This window comes from Planococcus notacanthi (genome assembly GCF_030407825.1).
Taxonomy (GTDB): domain Bacteria; phylum Bacillota; class Bacilli; order Bacillales_A; family Planococcaceae; genus Planococcus; species Planococcus notacanthi.
On sequence record NZ_JASDCQ010000001.1, the window covers coordinates 221,738 to 240,978 of the forward strand.

The following is a 19,241-nucleotide window of genomic DNA, read 5'->3' on the forward strand; positions in this document are numbered from 1 at the left end:
TTCAGTTAGCAATGCTTAACCCGTTGCGGCGTGCTACTTGAGCCAATGCTTGGCTAAGATCCTGTACCAAATCATCCGGATGTTCCAAGCCGACGGAATAGCGCAGCAAGCCGTCAGTGATTCCGCGTTTTTCACGTTCCTCTGCAGGCATAGAGCCGTGTGACATCGTTGCAGGGTACGATAAAATCGACTCGACAGCGCCAAGGCTGACGGCAAACACTGGAATACGCAGATGCTCCACAAAGACGCGTGCTGACTTTTTATCAGCTAGGCGGAAAGAGAGCACAGCTCCCGCGCTTTTTGCCTGGCGTTCGTGAATCGGATTGCCCGGATGGAATGAAAACCCTGGATAGTATACTTCTTCGATCAATGGATGGTTGTGCAGGTATTCGGCAATTGTCCGTGCTGATTCCGATGACTGGCCAAGGCGTGCTCCTAAAGTTTTGATTCCTTGGATCAACAGGTAAGAATCCTGTGCCCCCAAGACCGAACCGAAGGTATTTTGAATAAAACCTAGGCGATTGCCGAGTTCTTCATCTTTTGTAACCGCAAGGCCCGCAACCACATCGCTGTGCCCGGAAAGGAATTTTGTTGCGCTGTGAAGAACGATGTCTGCGCCAAGTTCCAACGGATTTTGATAGAGCGGCGTCATGAAGGTATTGTCGACGAATGTCAGACAGCCATTGGCTTTCGCCAGTTTTGCTGCGATTTCGATATCCGTAATATTCATAGTCGGATTGGATGGTGTTTCCAAGTAGACGACTTTTGTATTCGGCTGAATGGCATTAGCCATTTCATTCAAATCGGTCATGTTGACGAATGTGTATTCGATATTGAATTTATCCAGCACTTCTGTGATGAAGCGGTAAGTTCCGCCGTAGACATCTTCTGATACCAGGACATGGTCGCCAGAAGACAACAGCATAAATGCGGAAGAGATAGCAGCCATCCCGGAAGAAAAGGCAAAGCCGCGCTTGCCGCCTTCCAATTTTGCGATGGTTTCCTCTAATGCCAGACGTGTCGGATTCCCGGAACGGCTGTAATCAAATGGGCCAAATGAATCCAGGCTTTTCTGATGGAATGTGGAAGATAAATAAATCGGTACGTTGACAGCTCCGGTTAATGGGTCAACTCCGGTAGAATGAATAAACTTGGTTTCGATGCGATCAGTCATATTCAACAACCTCCTTCTTCAATTTCGAAAATGCCTGTGTCAAATCGGCAATTAAATCTTCAGCGAGTTCGACGCCAACTGAGAAGCGCAATAGCCGGTTGCAAACGCCGCGCCGGGTACGTTCTTCAAATGGAATATCTGCATGGGTTTGGGTAGCCGGATAAGTGATGAAGCTTTCGACGCCGCCTAAACTCTCGGCAAATGTAATGAGTTTAATGTTTTCAAGAAAAGGGCCAACCCCTTCTTCGTCCTGCAGGCGGAAGGATAACATGCCGCCTTTTCCCGGGTAGAGCACATCAGAAACAACTGATTGCTGCAACAGGAATTCCGCAATGGTTTTGGCATTGGCTTCATGTTGGCGCATGCGTAATGGCAAAGTCTTCAATCCGCGTATCAACAACCAGGAATCGAAAGGCGACAGTACGGCGCCGACCGAGTTATGGAATGTTGAAAGCCTTTCACAAATGCTTTCGCCTTTTGCGACAACCAAACCAGCGAGTACATCGTTGTGGCCGCCGATGTACTTTGTGGCGCTGTGGATGACTATATCCGCTCCGAGTGCAATCGGCTGCTGGAGATAGGGGGTCAAGAACGTGTTGTCGACAATCAGCAGCAGGTCATGCTTTTTCGCTAAAGCTGCATAGGCAACAAGATCAATTTCCTGCATGAGTGGATTGGTCGGCGTTTCAATGAACAATGCCCGTGTATTCGATGTTATTTTTTCTTCTGTATCTTCAACGTTCTTAAATTCGGCATAGGTGGGATGAATGTTATAGGCGGAAGCAAAGTGGTCAAGCAGGCGGTATGTTCCACCATATATATCTTCCGGAACCAACAATTCGTCGCCAGGACGGAAGAGGGACAAGACCAATTGGATAGCCGCCATTCCCGAGCTGCAGGCAAATCCGGCATCGGCGCCTTCGAGTTCCGCAAAGCCTTCTTCAAGGACAGCGCGTGTCGGGTTTTTGGTTCGTGTGTAATCATAGCCCGTCGATTTGCCAAGTCCTTCATGTTCATAAGCCGTCGATAAATATATGGGCGGATTCACAGCTCCTGTAGTTGAATCGCTGCGATTGCCTAATTGAACCAATAAAGTTTCCAAGCTGTTTTTTGTCATTCCACTCATCCTCCCAACAATAAAACAGGGGCTTTTCTTCAATGAAAGAAGAAAGCCCCTGTCTAGAAACGCATTCTTCTCATCTTTTAGGCGCAGCCTATTGGAATTAGCACCGTGTCTTCGTCAGACTGGTTGCTGAGACTTCACAGGGCCAAATCCCTCCGTCTCTCTAGATAAGAAATATCTTATTAAGTTTATGTTGTATCTATTACGATGTTTCTAATCTTAAATCATTTAGCCATGGAAAGCAAGGGCGAATTTTAAATAGTTAAAATAGAAAGAAAACAGTAAGCGGAAATTGTAGATAGAGCCTTGTACATCCATGTCAGATCGGATGTCGCATCAGTAAGTAGAATAATTTGCTATCAGTTAAAGAATCAGGGCTCATCACTACAGAACCGCGGTATTCTTTTAATTCGTATATCGAAGTGTTATAATTTATGGAGGAAATTTTGTGTATAAAGGAGAAAGCAAATGTATATTGTCACTTCGACGGTAGTTGTTCCGCCTGAAAAAACCGAGGAAGTTATCGGGATTTACCAAAAGCGTTCACGCCGCGTCGATCGGGCGGAAGGCTTTCATTTATTTAGATTGATCCAAAACACCAAAAAGAAAAATGAATTGACGGTCCATATGGAATGGCATACGAAAGCATCTTATATGGCGTGGGTGAGAAGCCAGGAATTCAAGGAGATTCATGATCTTGAGAAAAATTACCCGGACCAGGAATTAGCGGGAATTATCCCCGTTGTTCGGCAGTACGAAGTGGTGGCAGAATGAAGAACGACGTAAAAAATAAAATTGCTTCTGAAACGGCAAAAAGCATATATGCTGCATACCCGACACTTTGGGAGCGTTTTGGAGAGCGCGGTTTTGAGCATACAGAAAAAGATAACCATCACCACCTGGATCATTTGGAGACTGCGTTTTCCCTCAAGGATGAACAGGTATTTATTGATTACGCCATTTGGCTGGAAACTGTTTTGACAAGCCGGAATGTTGAAAGAGCCTTGATCATCGATAATTTTGACCGCTTACTGCAGATCCTTCCGGGGAATACAGAACAAGAGGAAGAAGTCTTTATGTCAGGTTGTTTGCAAAGTGCCATTGCGGTGTTGAAACCTTCATAGAGTAAAGGAGGCTGACATGAATAATCAATCTAAAGAGTTGGCCGAGTTATTTTTGGCCGGCAATGAAAAGCAGGCTTTGCATACAGTTCAAGCCTATTTGCAAAACCATACAAAAAATGAGCTTTACCAGCATATATTGACGCCTGCCATGTATTGGATAGGGGAATTATGGGAAAAGAATATCATTACAGTGGCTGATGAGCATTTAGCAACGGCCATTTGCGATTATGTGGTGTCAGTGACAGAAATGCGTAAAGGGGAACAAACTCCTGAGCAAAAGAAAGTGATGGTCCTCGGACCTGAAGGGGAAGACCATTATATCGGCTTGAAAATGGTGGCTTCGTTATTCAAAGAAAACGGTTGGGAAGTTCGATACCTCGGACCGAATTTGCCGCTCGGTGCCGCCATTGAAACAGCTAACCGCTGGAAACCGGATGCCATCGCATTGTCAGCGGCTTTGGTATACCGTCTGCCTGTATTGAAGAAATACACAGAAGCTTTCAGAGCGCTTGATTTCAAACCATCAGTCATCCTTGGAGGACGGGCGGTGGCCATGGCGAATTGGCCAGCTTCAGAATCTGAAGGCGTCTTGATTGTAAAAGAGTTGGATCAGCTGAAAAATTGGATCCAAACCGGAAAGGAACCTGACAATGAATTCGATATCTCATTTGGATGAATGGCCGCTGCCTGCTTTTAAATTGAATAATAAACTGGCAATCGTGGAGTCATCTGAAGAGGCAGAGAAATTAGTCGGCAGCTGTTCCGATTTTCTAGATTTTGTCGATGAAGGAAGCCGGCAAAAAGCATTAAGTTTTTTGCTGAGTAGTGAATCGGCGAGACCACTTGAGTTGAATTTCATTTCAAAAACCGGCGAACTGTTCCTTGGAGATGTCTACAGCAAATGGATCAGTGATTTTAGTTTGAACATCGTCCTTGTGCCGAAAGATAACCGGCTCATGGAGATCACCAACCAGTTGTTGAGCCTTCGCCGGCGCCTGCAGGAAACCGACTATGACCTGCTTCTTGAAAAGGAACGGACGGAGGAGCTGCTTCAACAGGTTCGGGAGTTGTCTGCCCCTTGTATCGACCTCGGCAAAAAGCACGTGCTGATTCCGCTATTCGGCGATTTGGACCCCCACAAGATTGAAGTGATCCGTTTTCATATCCTGAATCAAGTTTATGAAAATGGCGCCGAAACCGTCATCATGGATTTGACTGCTATGGAGAAGTTGGAACAGGATGGCGCCGATTATTTGAAGTCGTTAATGCAGACCTTTAAAGTGATGGGCATTGAGGGCATCATCACCGGAATCAACCCACAGCATGCCCAACAGCTCCATCATCTCCAAACGGGGCTGGACCTGCATTTTGTTTCTTCTTTGCAGATGGTCTTGGCTTCACGGAATTTACTTATATAGAATATGTTGTGAAAAGCGAAGCGGATAGCTTCGCTTTTTTGTTTTTTTAAATTAACGCTTCCGCTTTTCTAGTGTCCAGCTTCAGCGCCCAGGTCCTAGGGTCATAAGCCCATCTGACTATGCGGCAAAAACACGCCGCTTCGCCAGCTTGTCTTATGCCCGTCGGAGGCCCGCAGGAAGCGGGTCAGCTAACCGTTGCGACAGGAAGTCGCGCACTTAGGTTAGCTTCATCTTTTGATCGCTTGCGCTTTTCTTGTTCTGAGCAGAAAAAAGGAAGTTTTTGTGAAACATCGATACAATGGAATGGATAGGAGTGGAGATAGAATGGGAATTAAGAAATTCGAAAATATACCGTTGGCTGTGCTTGATTTGGCACCGATCAACGAAGGTGCTGAAACTGCACAAGCGTTCAAGAACAGCGTGGAATTGGCGCAGCATGTGGAGAAGTTGGGATTCAATCGTTATTGGCTGGCGGAGCACCATAATATGCCAGGCATCGGAAGTTCTGCGACGTCGGTTCTTATTGGCCACATCGCTGGGGCAACGGAATCCATTCGAGTGGGCTCAGGCGGCATCATGCTGCCAAACCATGCGCCACTTGTTATTGCAGAACAGTTTGGTACATTGGAAACTCTTTATCCAGGGCGCATTGACTTGGGTCTGGGCCGTGCACCGGGGAGTGACCAGGCGACTGCCTATGCGCTGCGACGTACTTTGCAGAGCAGCGGGGATGATTTTCCTCAACAGGTTGCGGAGTTGGAAAATTACTTCTCGGAAAATCCGGTTGGCCGTGTTCGGGCTTATCCGGGCACCAATTTGAAAATACCGCTTTGGCTATTGGGATCGAGCGGATTCAGTGCACAACTTGCAGCACTTAAAGGCTTGCCGTTTTCTTTCGCCAGCCATTTTGCGCCGGATTATATGATGCAGGCTTTGCAGTTGTATCATCAAAATTTCAAGCCTTCTCCTGCTTTGGCATCGCCTTATGCAATGCTGGGCGTCAATGTTATTGCTGCAGAGACACAGGAGCGCGCTGAATGGCTCGCAACTTCTTCCCAGCAGCAAATGTTCTCACTGATGAGAGGGGAACCGACGACGTTCCAGGCACCGATTGATGATTTGGAAGAAGTTTGGACAGATCGGGAAATTGCTATTTTCCGTGAGAAATTGGATTCTGAATCGATGATTGTCGGTACACCGGATGTCGTCAAACAAAAACTGAAAAATTTCATCCAAAAAACAAGAGCTAACGAAGTGATCGTCAACTCACCGATTTTCCATCAGGAAGATCGCCTGCGTTCTTACGATTACTTGGCAGAAATGATGAACTAAAGAAAATCCCGTTCCTATGAACGGGATTTTTTGCATGAAAAAGCATCTCTCCAGATTGGAGAGATGCTGAGCCGGCGTCAGTGAAGTTCTTTCGCCTTGTCTTCTTCACGCTGCCGTTCTTTTGGAAACTCCTCTTCATCATAGGCTGCATAATCAGGTGCACCTTCGCCAATCATATTCAGAACCGCATTGAAATCCTCATCTAACCGAAGTTCAACTTCTCGTGGATCAAGTACTTTGCGTTCCATTATGATCAACCTCCTTCTTTACTATTCAGCAGCCTTATCGCCATGAAGGTGGATTCCTATCTCACTTCTATTATACAGACTATTCTGCTTAATTGGAAGGGAACTGTTTGCAAGCCTTAGCAAAAAGGGTCCGGAAAATAAAAACCGTTAAAGCAAGGGCTTTAACGGTTTTTGGCTATTATTGTTGATTGATTTCTGCATTTAAGATCATTGATTCAAAGAACAGGGAAGGTGCAGTTTCATTCCACTCAAGAGAAGTCAAATCGGCTGTGCGTTTAGGCAGATTGCCATATGCGAGTTCTGTTCGCGGATCATCCGTCAATTCGAGTTTGACGTAAGGGCCTTCCGGCGTCAGCCAATTCAACTGGGACAGGCGGTTCTCCAGAGAAAACTCGATCCATTCGTCTTCTGCTTCATCCGTTTCGAATAACGGTTCCTGAGCAGCCATCAGCCATGTTTGGCTTGAATGCTGAGGCGGCAACCAGAGATTTTTTGACAGTTTGCCTTCTTCAACTGTAAACTCTGCAATTTCGTGGCGCAGTTCCTGTACCCAGTCGCCGTTGCCTAATTGCAGTCTGCGGGAAACATAGACATTGCCGATTAGAATTTCGCTGCTTCCGTTTGTGAAGACGCCATAAGGATTGGACGTTGGATCTGGACCATATATTGTTTCGTCAAGCCGTGTAGTGGATTTGGGATTCCAAGATTTAAAATCGGCATCCTCCAAATTATTGACATTCATCGATACTGTATAAGGGACCCACCCGGTATTTTTGATTTCTTCGAAAATGATGGAAGAGCCATTATTAAGCGACCGGTCGACCAATGTATACGTGCCGACGTTCAGGCCGAGCAAGGTCATCTGGTAGACCTGTGTAAGGTCAGTGCCGCTTTCAGTTACTTCGGGTTCGCTCAGCGTAATAAAAGTCGGTTTTTCAATAGTGACCGATACATTGTTTTCAGAATGAATTTCGACTTCATTTTTTAAGAACATGACGGCTGTAAAGACGATCAGCGACATGAAAAATACTACACCCATTAAAATAATGATCTTTCTAAACACAATCTTCACCTCGGTTTTCTGCAAGTTTGCCAGTTTTGATTATAACATGTGGCAACAGCAAGAAAACCGGTGATATTTGAGCATCGCATGAACAAACAAGGATACTCAGATGTATGAGAATCAAAAAAAGACGCCCCAGGGGACGCCTCTTACAATACCTTATCGAGGAAATCTTTGGCACGTTCCGTTTTTGGATGGCTGAAGAACTCATTAGGCTGGCCTTCTTCAACTAGTACGCCATGATCCAAAAACAGGACACGGTCTGCCACTTCACGTGCAAAACCCATTTCATGTGTCACGACGACCATCGTCATGCCGGATTTCGCTAAATCTTTCATAACATCCAAAACTTCTTTGACCATTTCCGGATCAAGTGCTGAAGTCGGTTCATCAAACAGCATCAGTTCAGGTTCCATTGCCAAAGCCCGCGCAATCGCAACACGCTGTTTCTGCCCCCCTGATAAGCTGTTCGGATAGGCTGTCTCTTTTTCCGATAGTCCAACACGTTCCAATAGAAGACGGGCTTTCATTTCAGCTTCTGCTTTTTTAATGCCTTTGGCTTTCATCGGTGCGTACGTCAGGTTTTCAAGAACCGTCAAATGAGGGAATAAATGAAAATGCTGAAACACCATGCCGATTTGCTGGCGGATTTTATGGATGTTCTTTTTAGAAGATGTCAGGTTCTTGCCATTGATGTCGATGGACCCGGAAGTGGGAACTTCAAGCAGGTTCAGACAGCGCAGGAACGTCGACTTTCCTGAACCGGAAGGGCCGATGATCGATACGACTTCACCTTTGCTGATAGTAGTGGAAATATCGCTTAGCACTTCATTGGTGCCAAATTTCTTATACAGATTCTGGACGTTAATCACTTTGTTTCAGCCTCCGTTCGAAAACTCTGCCGATCATCGTCAAGCCCATGACCATGCACCAGTAAATGAGGCCGACAAATAACAGCGGTTCAAAGTTGCGAAACAAATCAGATCCAACAACTTGTGCGCGTCTCATGAGATCGAGATAACCGATGGTCGAGACGATGGCGGATTCTTTTGTTAAAGTAATGAATTCGTTCATCAGAGCCGGCAGAATATTTTTGAGTGCCTGCGGCAAAATGATGTCTTTCATCATGGCCCGGTAGGGAACGCCTAACGCTTGTGCTGCTTCCATCTGGCCTTTGTCGACCGCCTGGATTCCAGCACGAATGATTTCGGAAATGTAAGCAGATGAATTTAGTCCGAACGCCAGTATGGCGGACAGGAATGCAGAAATATCATAGCCCGTCAACTGGGGAGTGGAATAATAGATGATCATCAATTGCAGAATCAGCGGTGTCCCGCGAAATATAGATGTATAAGCATCAGCAAACCATCTTAAGGGGATGATGCTGCCAATTTTGAACAATGCCAATATGGTTCCGAGGATTGACCCCAGAATGATGGCGAAAAATACGAATTTTAAGGTAGCCCATATCCCTTCCAGCATAAACGGGATATAAGGAACTATTTGTGAGAAATCCAGGTTCATCTATTACAACTCATTTCTAAAGGAAAGTTTACTCTTCGTCAGTCAGCCATTCTTTCTTCAGTTCTTCCAGCTCGCCGCTTTCTTCCATTTCGGCAAGTACACCATTCACGTCTTCAACAAGGTCACTGCCTTTCGGGAAAGCGACAGCCATGCCCGGAGAAGCCGTTGTCGGGTCATCGAAAGCTCCTAAATCCTGTGCTTCGATATAGCCCAGCGCCACTTGTTTATCCATATATGCAGCGTCGATGCGGCCAGATAGGATTTCCTGGATCAAAGCGCCGGAATCATCCAGTGCTTTCAATTCAAAGTTGATGCCTTCGTCTGCAATGATGCTTTTCGCACCTTCTTCTTGGATAGTGCCAAGCTGGACGCCTACACTTTTTCCTTCCAATGATTCAAGTGTAGTCAATTCTGAATCTTTTAGCGTGACGAACATTTCGCCCGAGTGGTTATATTCTGTAGAGAAATCAACATTTTCTCTACGAGACTCTGTAGCAGACATGCCGGCAATCACCATATCGACGCGGTCATTCTGCAAAGCACCGATAAGGCCATCGAATTTCATATCGGTAATTTTAAGTTCATATCCCAATTCATCTGCGATGTGGTTGGCTAGATCGATATCGAAGCCGACAATTTCACCTTCGGGATTGCGCGATTCAAAAGGTGCGAATTCAGCGGATGTGCCCATCTCCAAAACCTTTTTTTCTTCTGATGAGCCTTCGCTCGAGCTGTCGCTTCCGCATGCTCCAAGCAGTAAGGCAGATGATGCGAACAAAGCGATCAGTGATTTTTTCTTAATCATGGATAGTTCCCCCTAAGTGATGTATGTTTATTCATTAAAATGAATTTTAACACATCATTCTGTTTTTGAGAAGTTTTTTTATGAGAGTGGGAAAAGTTTATTTTTTCAGAAATTTAAAAGGACAAAGGCCGGCTCACTAGAATTCCTCAGTGGGCACTCGTGGGAAAAGGGAAATGGGTTGCGTATAATAACAGGGAGGAGGCGATAAAATGAGAAAATTGCTTTTGACCGGGTTTGAACCATTCCTGGATTTTACGGTCAATCCAACGATGAAAATAGTAGAAGAGCTGGACGGTGATTTAATTGGGGACTATGAAATTATCGGGAAGATTATGCCGGTGGACTTCAATGCGTCTGGAAAAATGCTGCTTGATTTCGTCGCGGAGGAAAATCCGGATGCGGTAATTTCTCTTGGCCTTGCAGCGGGGCGCTATAAGATTACGCCGGAACGGATTGCGATCAACGTCAAAGACGGGGCTGCTGACAATGAAGGCAATAAACCCATCGATGAACCGATTCGCGAAGAAGGAGAGCCGGCATATCTGTCCGCGTTGCCCATCCGGAAAATGGTCGACAGCCTGCTTGCTAATGGTTTGCCTGCAACGATCTCCAATACGGCGGGTGCATATCTATGCAATAATGTCATGTATGAAGGATTGCATTATGCGAAAACTACTAAACCAGAGATGAAAACAGGATTTATCCATATACCGGCTTCGCATGAATTGGCAATTCAGCATGGCCGCATTCCGAGCTGGTCACATGAGGATTTATTGAGAGGCGTTCGGATTTGTATCGAAGCGTTGGAAGAAGCATAAAAAGGGGCTGTCCCAAAAGACCCGGCTGATGTCCAGTGCGGCGGACGCGTTCCGAGGGCACGGCTTCTGCCGCTTCCCTCGCTGCGCTCAGTCCAGTGGCTCCAGCTCGCGCTGTTCCCGCTGGAGTCGCCGCCTCCATTCCCATCAGCCAGCTGTTCTCAGAAAACGTATTCCCCCATCAAAAAACAGCCGGAGAAAAAGGCTTTCTTTCTCTCCGGCTGTTTTATTTTAGAGACTTATGGAACAGCCCCTTCTTCTGATTAGATGATTTCCCAATTGCGCTTGGCAGCAACTGTCCGCAGTCTTTCTTCGGGTTGGACGGCTACCGGATGGCCTACAAGTTCAAGCACGGGCAAGTCTGAATGACTGTCGCCGTATGCGTAGCTATTGGCCCAATCAATGTCCTGGCCTTCGAGTGCTTCTTTGATTTTGGCTGTCTTTAGAGGGCCCTGGATATGTGAAATGGGTGTCCGGTGATCCAGGACGTTGTCTTTATAAAGGATTTCTGTTCCAATGATGGTCTTGATCGGCAATTGTTTTGTGACCGCATGCAGAAGCGGTGTAAAGGCTCCCGATACCAGCATGACGTAATCGTTGTTGGCTACATGGTTTTTCAAACGCTCAACGACGTTCGGATTCATATCGCCGTGCATTCGGTCTGCAATTTCGCCGAAATACTGTTCCAGCTCAACTTTCGTGAAAGTTTCGAGCGCAGACAGATAGGCTTGGACAGAACGTTCGCGCATTTTCCGTTCGGGATAGATTTTCAGTTTATGGCCGATATAGGGAGGCATGATGGCCCGGTAAAATTGGCGGTAGCGTTTGCTGTGCTCAGGATGATTTTTCAAATGGTCCATCATCAGCTGGAAAGTTTCCTTCGAATACAAAGTTCCGTCAAAATCAAATATGGCTACACGCAAGGTGATCAACTCCGGTTTCTCAATTTTTTTCTATTGCTATTATCATAGCGGAAAAACAGAGCCTCTTCCAGCGGATGGCTGCTGCAGGTTTAGGCATTTTCTTCTTAAGGGTATGGAAGGTTAAACGAATAATTACGCCACAGGAGGTTTTACGATGGAAAAGCAGCGCATCACAGTCGGTTACGTCGAATTGACTCAGGAAGAGTCGGACCGGCTGTTTCAAGAAGTGAAAAAAGATAAAGATATCGAAAACTATAGCGAACTTCAAGGATTGATGGAAGATTTTGATTCTGTCATCATCGAACCCGATGCACGGCCCCTCGCTGATATTCTTGATGGGGATGAAGCGCCCACAGAAACAGAACAGGGCGGCACCCGCTATATTGAAGTCTTTAATAAACTCGAAGAAGATACCCGTTATCGTTTCGAATCGTCAGATCAAAACTAAAACCAGCCGCCCATTTTCTGTGTTGGGCGGTTTTGTTATGGCAGATTCATTGGCAGAAGGCTTTCGTAAACGGAAAAAACAATTTTAGAGGAATTCACGGGAGTCTTGGCCTGATTATTCCTGATTGTCCTCACTTTAAAAAAGGATGACCCATTTTTGGGTCATCCTCTTTTTTAAGTTTCTTCTATTCTTCTATTTTTCCGATGCAGCGTTCACATTCGTAGATGATCGATTCACGTTGTTCCTTGATTTCGCATCCACATTCCCGGCATTCCTTTTTCGAGCGAGTTTCATAAGTCTGTGTGTTTTTCATCATGATCTCCTCCAATGGTTTAGTTTAGTATGTCGTACCCAGGCAGTGTCAGGAATTCAGCAAAATCACTTTGCAGCGTGAGGCTTGTAAACAATTCGCGGGCTTCCGCGTAGTTTCCAGTTGAATATTTCGCTTCGCCGACGGCTTGTTTGATTTTGGCGGCTTCTTCTTCGGTAACTTCATGGAATAACGAAACATCGATAGTACGGCCGTCTTCCAAAATCCCTTTCGGGTGGCGAATCCATTGCCATACTTGAGAGCGTGAAATTTCAGCTGTTGCGGCATCTTCCATCAAGTTATTGATAGGTGCTGCGCCGTTTCCTGACAACCAGGAAGCGATGTATTGGATACCGACTGAAATATTGGAGCGAAGGCCATCTTCTGTAATCGTGCCCTCGGGAACTTCAACTAGTTGCGCAGCCGTCACTTGGACATCTTCCCGTTTCTTATCGATCTGGTTAGGAGTGGGCATGTGTTCGTTGAATTGTTCCATCGCGATTGCGACCATCCCGGGATGGGCAACCCATGTGCCGTCGTGGCCGTCCACCGCTTCACGGCGTTTGTCTTCTGCTACTTTTTGGAATGCAGCTGCGTTGGCTTCATCATTTCCTTTAACAGGAATCTGAGCGGCCATCCCGCCGAGTGCCGGTGCATTGCGTTTATGGCAAGTCTTGATGCAAAGCTGTGTATAGGCTCGCATGAACGGGACGGTCATCGTCACTTGTGAACGATCCGGGAAAATGTATTCCGGAAGGTTGCGCATCCGTTTGATGACGCTGAAGATGTAATCCCAGCGCCCGCAGTTTAAGCCAGCAGAGTGATCGCGTAATTCGTAGAGGATTTCATCCATTTCAAATGCAGCCAAAATGGTTTCAATCAATACAGTTGCTCGAATGGTGCCTTGCGGAATCCCCAGTTCATCTTGTGCGAAAACGAAAACGTCGTTCCACAGGCGAGCTTCTAAATGGCTTTCCATTTTTGGAAGATAGAAATAAGGGCCGCTTCCACGCTCAATTAATTCTTTAGCGTTGTGGAAAAAGTATAATCCGAAATCGACCAGGCTGCCGGAAATCGGCTGTCCGTTAATATGGATATTTTTCTCCATTAAATGCCAGCCGCGAGGACGAACCATCAACACTGCTGTTTGTTCATTCAAAGCATACTTCTTTCCGGTTTCAGGAGCTTCAAAATCAATTTGGCGTCGAACCGCATCACGTAAATTTATTTGTCCATCAATGACGTTGAACCAATTTGGTGCAGTAGCGTCTTCCAAATCCGCCATGAACATCTTGGCGCCGGAGTTCAATGCGTTGATCAGCATTTTCCGGTTGGTCGGACCTGTGATTTCGACACGTCGGTCCTTCATGTCTTCTGGGAGTGGGGCAATGGTCCAATTATTATTTCGGATATGTTTGGTTTCAGGAAGAAAGTCGAGTTTCTTGCCGGCATCAATTTCTTTTTGGCGAACTTGTCGTTTTTCGAGAAGTTTAACTCGCTGTTTATCAAAATTTGTATGAAGCTTTTCAATAAATTCTAAAGCTTCAGGTGTTAAAATTGTCTCCATTCCCGGAACTTTTTCACCTTTTATAGTCACAGTCGATTTAGTCAACAAACAAATCATCCCTTTCTGAGAAAAAATTTAGAACATCTGTATTAATACAGTTTGTTTTGATGTATATTAATATATAACAGAAAATTCTAACTGTCTTGCAAACAGGACGAAAAGGAGTATTCAGCGATAAAAGCAGTTATAAGGGGATAAACACATTTGGAAGGGGAGTCAGGGGATGGAAAACAGTATGTTGGAACAAATGGGGTTTATTATGGGAGACTGGATTCCGAAAGAAGCATCGATTGCGATTGCGGTAGAGGATAGCTACATCTACTATAAAGCAGGTATTCATGACTTGAAGATCCGGGAAGGCGAACCCGTACTGCCAGGCAGTATTGCTGCACGTGCAAAAACCGATGGGAAGCGGATTGAGATGTATGTAGAGGAATCGATTTTGGGAACAGCTTATTATGGCATCGGTTACCCAATCAGGTTTGGCGGCATTGAAGGTGTGTTGGTGATCATCCTGCCGCCTGATTACTTAGTCCGCAAAAAACAGCCGATCCGATTTTTAACTGGGAAAATCGACGAAACGTGGAAGCCGGTTCCAATCGATCAAGTTTCCCATATTGAAAGCAGCCAAAAGAAAACCTGGTTTTACACGGAGCAGGAAACCTATTGTTCTATCCATACCCTGAAAAACTTGAAGCATCAATTGCCGGATACCTTCTTGCCGATTCACCGCTCTTATATCGTGAATATCAATTATATAGAAGAAATCTCCCGGGATATTGCATCAAATTATCAATTGACCCTTAGAAACGGCTCAGTTTTGCCGGTAAGCCAAAATTACACTGCAAGTGTAAGGGAACGGCTGGGGTTTTAATCGAATACAGAGAAACTTCACTCGGCAGGGTTCTTCATGGCAACTGACCCTTAAAGCAGGGAAAACGAAAAGCCAGCTGAGGATTTTTACTCCTCAGCTGGCTTTTATGCAAACATTTTTCCTGGGTTCAGTAAATTATCAGGATCCAGCATGCGCTTCATATTCTTCATGACAGCAATAGCTGCTCCGTGTTCGGCATCCTGATATTTCATTTTGCCAAGCCCGACACCATGTTCACCTGTGCACGTGCCTTCCAATTCAATGGCACGGAAGGCGAGCTTTTCGTTGATTTTTTCAGCTTCCAGTTTTTGGACAGGATCTTTGGCATCGTATGAAATCGTCGTATGGAAATTCCCGTCGCCGATATGTCCCAAGGCTCCGCCTTCCAATCCGCTTTCTGCAATGAGTTCCAGAGCGTAATCGATGAGTTCCGGAAGTTTGGAAATCGGTACGCAGACATCACCGCCCGTGACAGTCATTCCGGACTGATGCCTGAAGGCGTAAGCCATTTCATGGCGGGCTTTCCAAATCATCGCCCGTTCTTCTGAATCTGCCGCAACACGCCAATTTTCAGCGTTCATGTCATGCATCAGTTCTTGTGCCAAAGCCGCTTCTTCTTCAACAGCATTTTTCATGCCGGCAAACTCAAAAAAGAGGGAATGCTTTTCAGGCAGTCCATAGTTTCCGTAAGCATTCACTTTTCCAATGCTATAGGCGTCGACGAATTCCATGCGCTGGACAGGAATGCCGCTCAGCAAAATCATATGTGCGGCTTCTGCACATTGGTGGGGAGTTTCGAAAGTACAACTGGCAGCAATGGTGTGCTCAGGAATTCCGTGTAGCTTTAATGTGATTTCCGTAATGATGCCAAGCGTGCCTTCTGAACCGGTGAACAGCCCGGTCAAATGGTAGCCGGAAGATGATTTTTTGGCTTTTGTGCCGGTATGGAGCAATGTGCCGTCTGCCAATACCACTTCCAAATCGACAATTTGATCACGCATGACGCCATAGCGCACTGCTGTGGTTCCGCTGGCGTTGTTGGCCGCCATGCCGCCGATGGATGCATCTGCACCAGGGTCCACCGGAAACTGCAGGCCATGCCGATTGATGATGTTGTTCAATTGCAGGCGCGTGATGCCGGGCTGAACGGTGACCAATAAGTCTTCGGGTGAAAATTTCACGATTTGGTTCATGCGTTCGAAATTAAGCGAAATCCCGCCATTCAAAGGAATGGCTTGTCCTTCCAAGCCTGAACCGATGCCGAATGGAGTAATAGGAATGGAAGCATCACGGGCAATTTTCATGATGGCGATCACATCCTCTGTGGATTCCGGGAAGCAGACAAGTTCAGGTTCGACAGGTGGATGCTCGGATTCATCATGGCTATGCCTGTATAATTCGCTGATGCTTTTTGAATATTGATCTGTTTTTAAGATGCTTTCTATTTGCGTGATCCAATGATTTGTCATGCGGGTGACTCTCCTTTTATTTTATTAATAATTGATGAATGACAAAGGTTTAGTACAAATTCAAATCAGGGTAAAGAGTCTAAAAATCACTGAGGAGGAGCTATGAAAAAACTCATCGGATTTGCACTGATTTTACTGGTGTTGCTTGCTGCTTGCGGACGGCCTGCTGATCAATCCACTTCAACAGAACAAGAAGGAGAACAAGAAACCTATACAATCCGAATAGCTTATCTGGTGCCCGAAGAACATTCTGCCCATATCCAATCTTTGAAATTCAAAGAAAAACTGGAAGAAGAGTCTGATGGGCGGCTTATTGTAGAATTGTATCCGAATGGCCAATTATATGGATCGGACCGTGAAGCGATTGAAGCGGTACAGCTGGGCAATCTGGAAATGACCATTCCGGCGGTAGCCCCATTAGCTTCATTCAATGAGAAGTTTCTGGTTTTCGATTTGCCGTTTCTTTTTAATGATTACGATGCCGCCTATACAGCATTGGACGGAGAGCTGGGCCAGGAACTGCTGGACAGTCTGGAGCAAAACGATTTAAAGGGACTGGTATTCGGTGAAAATGGCTTCCGGCATGTTTCCAATAACGACAAGCCGATCCAATCCCCTGAAGACATGGAAGGGCTGAAACTGCGGACCCTGGAGAATCCATTGCATACAGATACTTTTAAGGCGTTCGGAGCCAATGCCTCTCCATTTGCGTTTGGAGAACTTTATACGGCCTTGCAGCAAGGAACGTATGATGCGATGGAGTGCCCGATTTCCCTGTACTACACGAATAAATTCTATGAAGTCCAGGATTATTTAACTTTGACGGGACATGTCTATGCAGCTGCCATTCTTCTGGCCAACAACGATTTCTACACTAGCTTGCCTGAAGATCTGCAGCAACTGGTCATGGAAGCGTCTGAGGAATTCAAGGATGAACAGCGTGCACTCGCCCAGCAGCAGGATGTTGAATTCCTGGAACAACTGAAAGCGGAAGGCATGCAAGTCAACGATTTGACAGCTGAAAAACGCGATGAATTTCGTCAAGCAGCGCAGTCTGTCTATGAGAAATACGAAAGCCAAATCGGCAAAGATCTGATCGATCGGGCATTGGCGGCGAATGAATACAAAAGAGTGGCAACCAGGGAGCGTTCCCTGGTTTTTTTGATTTCAAGCAAACCGGTAAAGAGAGAAAGTTATTAGAAAATTGTAATTCTTACTATACAAACGAATCTGTCTATTCTATACTTTCTGTATACAGTATACACTGTACAAGATTTTTATGTAGAGGGGAGGAATTATGGAGAAAATCGTGAAACAAGCCACATTGGCGGATCAAGCATACGAGTATATCAAGAAAATGATCATTACTGGAAAGTTGAAACCGGGCCAGGAATTGCCGGAAGAAAAACTGGCATTGGAACTCGGCATCAGCCGGACGCCTTTAAGAGAAGCTCTAAAAAGACTGGCTGTTGATGCGCTTATCGAGTTAAGAAAAACACGGCCTGCCATAGTAGCAGCCTTTACATTCCAGGATGTCCAGGAAATCATGGAGTTGCGCAGGTTATTGGAAATCTATGGACTGGAAAATCTTTCGAAGGCAGATCAACAGCCTGTCATGAATGAACTGAGAAAAAACGTAGAACGCCAATTTCAGGCAGTGCAAGCTGAAAGAGTAGTGGAATTTATGGATTTGGATCAGGAGTTCCATTCCTTCCTCTATCAAAGCCATGCCAACAATCGCTTGAAGGAAATGATAAAAGGCATTAACAGTGGCGGCAGCCGGGCATTTTTGTTGCTGTCAGACACTGCAGCCGATAGTTCCAAAAAGGCATATGGTGAACACTTGTCCATCCTCAAGGCGATTGAAGATGGTGATATCGACGAAGCCAAACAGCAGTTGGCCATCCATTTGGACAATATCGAAAGCCGGCTGCTGAAATACATTTCACAGGAGGAACTATGAAAAAATTACTTGGACTATTTCTTATTGCACTATTTATCTTATCAGCCTGCGGAAGACCGGATAGCGGTACGACGTCGACAGAAGACGGCGGGGCCGGGGAAGACACGTATACCATTCGTTTGGCTCACCTAGTGCCGGAAGAACAATCTTCGCATGTGGCAGCAGTGGCATTCAAAGAAAAATTGGAAGCGGAATCAGACGGCCGTCTGACAGTGGAATTGTATCCGAATGGCCAACTATACGGCTCGGACCGTGAAGCGATTGAAGCAGTTCAGCTCGGCAATGTTGAAATGACGATTCCGGCTGTCGCAGCAATGGCTTCATTCAACGAGAAATTCCAGGTATTTGACCTGCCGTTCCTGTTTAATAATAACGAAGCAGCTTACCGCGCATTGGACGGCGAGCTTGGCCAGGAACTATTGGCTGATCTGGAAAACAACGGCATGAAAGGCTTGGTCTTCGGTGAGAACGGATTCCGCCATGTTTCCAATAACGATGCGCCGATTGAAGCGCCGGAAGATATGGAAGGCCTGAAAATGCGGACGTTGGAAAGCCCATTGCATACGGATACCTTTAATGCTTTTGGAGCAAACGCTTCTCCATTTGCTTTCGGGGAGCTTTATACAGCACTTCAGCAAGGCACATACGATGCCATGGATTGCCCAATTTCCCTTTACTATACAAATAAATTCTACGAGGTACAGGATTACCTGACATTGACTGGCCACGTGTATGCAGCAACGGCCTTGTTGGTGAACAATGATTTCTACAATACCCTTCCAGCGGATCTGCAGGATCTGATCACGGAAGCGTCGGAAGAATTCCGGACGGAACAGCGTGAACTGGCACAGCAGCAGGATGGAGAATTCCTGGAGCAGCTGGAAGCGGAAGGCATGCAGATCAACGATTTGACAGATGAACAGCGCAACCAATTCCGTGAAGCGGCAGAATCCGTTTACACGAAATACGAAGATCAGATCGGCAAAGATGTCATAGATCGCGCGTTGGCAGCAAATGAAGGATAAGTGAAAAGGACAGTTGAAGAATCAAGGAAGAAATTC

General features: G+C 45.9%; 22 protein-coding genes and 1 riboswitch. Of the genes, 11 read left to right on the top strand and 11 right to left on the bottom strand.

Annotated elements, in window-relative coordinates; translation table 11 throughout:
• Position 1: 1 nt before the first annotated feature.
• Together metC and QMA01_RS00940 are read right to left on the bottom strand one after the other, a co-directional pair.
• The gene (gene metC, locus QMA01_RS00935) at positions 2–1,174 is read right to left on the bottom strand and encodes a cystathionine beta-lyase (RefSeq protein ID WP_191713779.1); all 1,173 of its coding nucleotides are present in this window, start codon (positions 1,172–1,174) and stop codon (positions 2–4) included.
• On the bottom strand, positions 1,167–2,291 hold the full coding sequence (locus QMA01_RS00940) for a methionine biosynthesis PLP-dependent protein (protein ID WP_191713780.1): 1,125 nt from the start codon (positions 2,289–2,291) through the stop codon (positions 1,167–1,169). Before QMA01_RS00940 ends, metC begins: the two co-directional genes overlap by 8 nt.
• Positions 2,292–2,367: 76 nt before the next feature.
• Positions 2,368–2,471, bottom strand: a riboswitch (SAM riboswitch).
• Positions 2,472–2,765: 294 nt separating this feature from the next.
• Here QMA01_RS00940 and QMA01_RS00945 point away from each other — a divergent pair.
• The 5 genes from QMA01_RS00945 (at position 2,766) to QMA01_RS00965 (ending at position 6,171) form a co-directional block, all read left to right on the top strand.
• A complete protein-coding gene (locus tag QMA01_RS00945) occupies positions 2,766–3,071 on the top strand; it encodes an antibiotic biosynthesis monooxygenase family protein (protein ID WP_191713781.1) in 306 nt (101 codons plus the stop codon).
• Positions 3,068–3,421, top strand: a complete 354-nt coding sequence (locus QMA01_RS00950) for a hypothetical protein (RefSeq protein WP_191713782.1) — start codon at positions 3,068–3,070, stop codon at positions 3,419–3,421. Before QMA01_RS00945 ends, QMA01_RS00950 begins: the two co-directional genes overlap by 4 nt.
• Before the next feature lie 16 nt (positions 3,422–3,437).
• A complete protein-coding gene (locus QMA01_RS00955) occupies positions 3,438–4,097 on the top strand; it encodes a cobalamin B12-binding domain-containing protein (protein WP_191713783.1) in 660 nt (219 codons plus the stop codon).
• Positions 4,072–4,839 (top strand): STAS domain-containing protein, encoded by a 768-nt coding sequence (locus QMA01_RS00960; protein WP_191713784.1) that lies wholly within the window; start codon positions 4,072–4,074, stop codon positions 4,837–4,839. The genes QMA01_RS00955 and QMA01_RS00960 overlap by 26 nt, the downstream gene beginning before the upstream one ends.
• 324 nt (positions 4,840–5,163) lie before the next feature.
• A complete protein-coding gene (locus QMA01_RS00965; RefSeq protein WP_191713785.1) occupies positions 5,164–6,171 on the top strand; it encodes an LLM class flavin-dependent oxidoreductase in 1,008 nt (335 codons plus the stop codon).
• Between the two features lie 77 nt (positions 6,172–6,248).
• On the opposite strand, the gene QMA01_RS00970 is transcribed toward QMA01_RS00965, so the two are convergent.
• From QMA01_RS00970 to QMA01_RS00990, 5 genes are all read right to left on the bottom strand, one after another.
• On the bottom strand, positions 6,249–6,419 hold the full coding sequence (locus tag QMA01_RS00970; protein ID WP_191713786.1) for a hypothetical protein: 171 nt from the start codon (positions 6,417–6,419) through the stop codon (positions 6,249–6,251).
• A gap of 178 nt (positions 6,420–6,597) precedes the next feature.
• A complete protein-coding gene (locus QMA01_RS00975; protein ID WP_290214124.1) occupies positions 6,598–7,482 on the bottom strand; it encodes a hypothetical protein in 885 nt (294 codons plus the stop codon).
• Positions 7,483–7,631: 149 nt separating this feature from the next.
• A complete protein-coding gene (locus QMA01_RS00980) occupies positions 7,632–8,354 on the bottom strand; it encodes an amino acid ABC transporter ATP-binding protein (RefSeq protein ID WP_191713787.1) in 723 nt (240 codons plus the stop codon).
• A complete protein-coding gene (locus tag QMA01_RS00985; protein ID WP_191713788.1) occupies positions 8,347–9,006 on the bottom strand; it encodes an amino acid ABC transporter permease in 660 nt (219 codons plus the stop codon). The genes QMA01_RS00980 and QMA01_RS00985 overlap by 8 nt, the downstream gene beginning before the upstream one ends.
• A 28-nt stretch (positions 9,007–9,034) precedes the next feature.
• The gene (locus QMA01_RS00990) at positions 9,035–9,811 is read right to left on the bottom strand and encodes a transporter substrate-binding domain-containing protein (RefSeq protein ID WP_290214125.1); all 777 of its coding nucleotides are present in this window, start codon (positions 9,809–9,811) and stop codon (positions 9,035–9,037) included.
• A gap of 209 nt (positions 9,812–10,020) precedes the next feature.
• Here QMA01_RS00990 and pcp point away from each other — a divergent pair, with 209 nt between their 5' ends.
• Positions 10,021–10,629, top strand: a complete 609-nt coding sequence (gene pcp / locus QMA01_RS00995; RefSeq protein WP_290214126.1) for a pyroglutamyl-peptidase I — start codon at positions 10,021–10,023, stop codon at positions 10,627–10,629.
• A gap of 260 nt (positions 10,630–10,889) precedes the next feature.
• On the opposite strand, the gene QMA01_RS01000 is transcribed toward pcp, so the two are convergent.
• On the bottom strand, positions 10,890–11,549 hold the full coding sequence (locus QMA01_RS01000; RefSeq protein ID WP_191713791.1) for an HAD family hydrolase: 660 nt from the start codon (positions 11,547–11,549) through the stop codon (positions 10,890–10,892).
• 154 nt (positions 11,550–11,703) lie between these two features.
• On the opposite strand from QMA01_RS01000, the gene QMA01_RS01005 reads away from it, so the two are divergent.
• Positions 11,704–11,997 carry a hypothetical protein gene (locus tag QMA01_RS01005; protein ID WP_191713792.1) on the top strand — a complete coding sequence of 98 codons (294 nt, stop codon included), beginning with the start codon at positions 11,704–11,706 and terminating at the stop codon, positions 11,995–11,997.
• Positions 11,998–12,181: 184 nt separating this feature from the next.
• On the opposite strand, the gene QMA01_RS01010 is transcribed toward QMA01_RS01005, so the two are convergent.
• The gene (locus QMA01_RS01010) at positions 12,182–12,313 is read right to left on the bottom strand and encodes a YhfH family protein (protein WP_225218317.1); all 132 of its coding nucleotides are present in this window, start codon (positions 12,311–12,313) and stop codon (positions 12,182–12,184) included.
• Between the two features lie 16 nt (positions 12,314–12,329).
• Positions 12,330–13,931, bottom strand: a complete 1,602-nt coding sequence (gene aceB / locus QMA01_RS01015) for a malate synthase A (RefSeq protein WP_203339254.1) — start codon at positions 13,929–13,931, stop codon at positions 12,330–12,332.
• Positions 13,932–14,097: 166 nt separating this feature from the next.
• Between aceB and QMA01_RS01020 the strand changes: the two genes are divergently transcribed.
• On the top strand, positions 14,098–14,748 hold the full coding sequence (locus QMA01_RS01020; RefSeq protein ID WP_191713794.1) for a LytR/AlgR family response regulator transcription factor: 651 nt from the start codon (positions 14,098–14,100) through the stop codon (positions 14,746–14,748).
• Positions 14,749–14,852: 104 nt separating this feature from the next.
• Here the strand turns inward: QMA01_RS01020 and QMA01_RS01025 are convergent, their stop codons facing one another.
• Positions 14,853–16,217 carry an FAD-binding oxidoreductase gene (locus QMA01_RS01025; protein ID WP_290214127.1) on the bottom strand — a complete coding sequence of 455 codons (1,365 nt, stop codon included), beginning with the start codon at positions 16,215–16,217 and terminating at the stop codon, positions 14,853–14,855.
• Positions 16,218–16,319: 102 nt separating this feature from the next.
• On the opposite strand from QMA01_RS01025, the gene QMA01_RS01030 reads away from it, so the two are divergent.
• The 3 genes from QMA01_RS01030 to QMA01_RS01040 all read left to right on the top strand — a co-directional run bounded on the left by QMA01_RS01030 (position 16,320) and on the right by QMA01_RS01040 (position 19,205).
• Complete coding sequence (locus QMA01_RS01030) at positions 16,320–17,417, top strand: TRAP transporter substrate-binding protein (RefSeq protein WP_290214128.1); 1,098 nt, start codon at positions 16,320–16,322, stop codon at positions 17,415–17,417.
• A gap of 97 nt (positions 17,418–17,514) precedes the next feature.
• Positions 17,515–18,180 (top strand): GntR family transcriptional regulator, encoded by a 666-nt coding sequence (locus tag QMA01_RS01035; protein WP_290214129.1) that lies wholly within the window; start codon positions 17,515–17,517, stop codon positions 18,178–18,180.
• A complete protein-coding gene (locus tag QMA01_RS01040) occupies positions 18,177–19,205 on the top strand; it encodes a TRAP transporter substrate-binding protein (protein WP_191713798.1) in 1,029 nt (342 codons plus the stop codon). The genes QMA01_RS01035 and QMA01_RS01040 overlap by 4 nt, the downstream gene beginning before the upstream one ends.
• Positions 19,206–19,241: the final 36 nt, after the last annotated feature.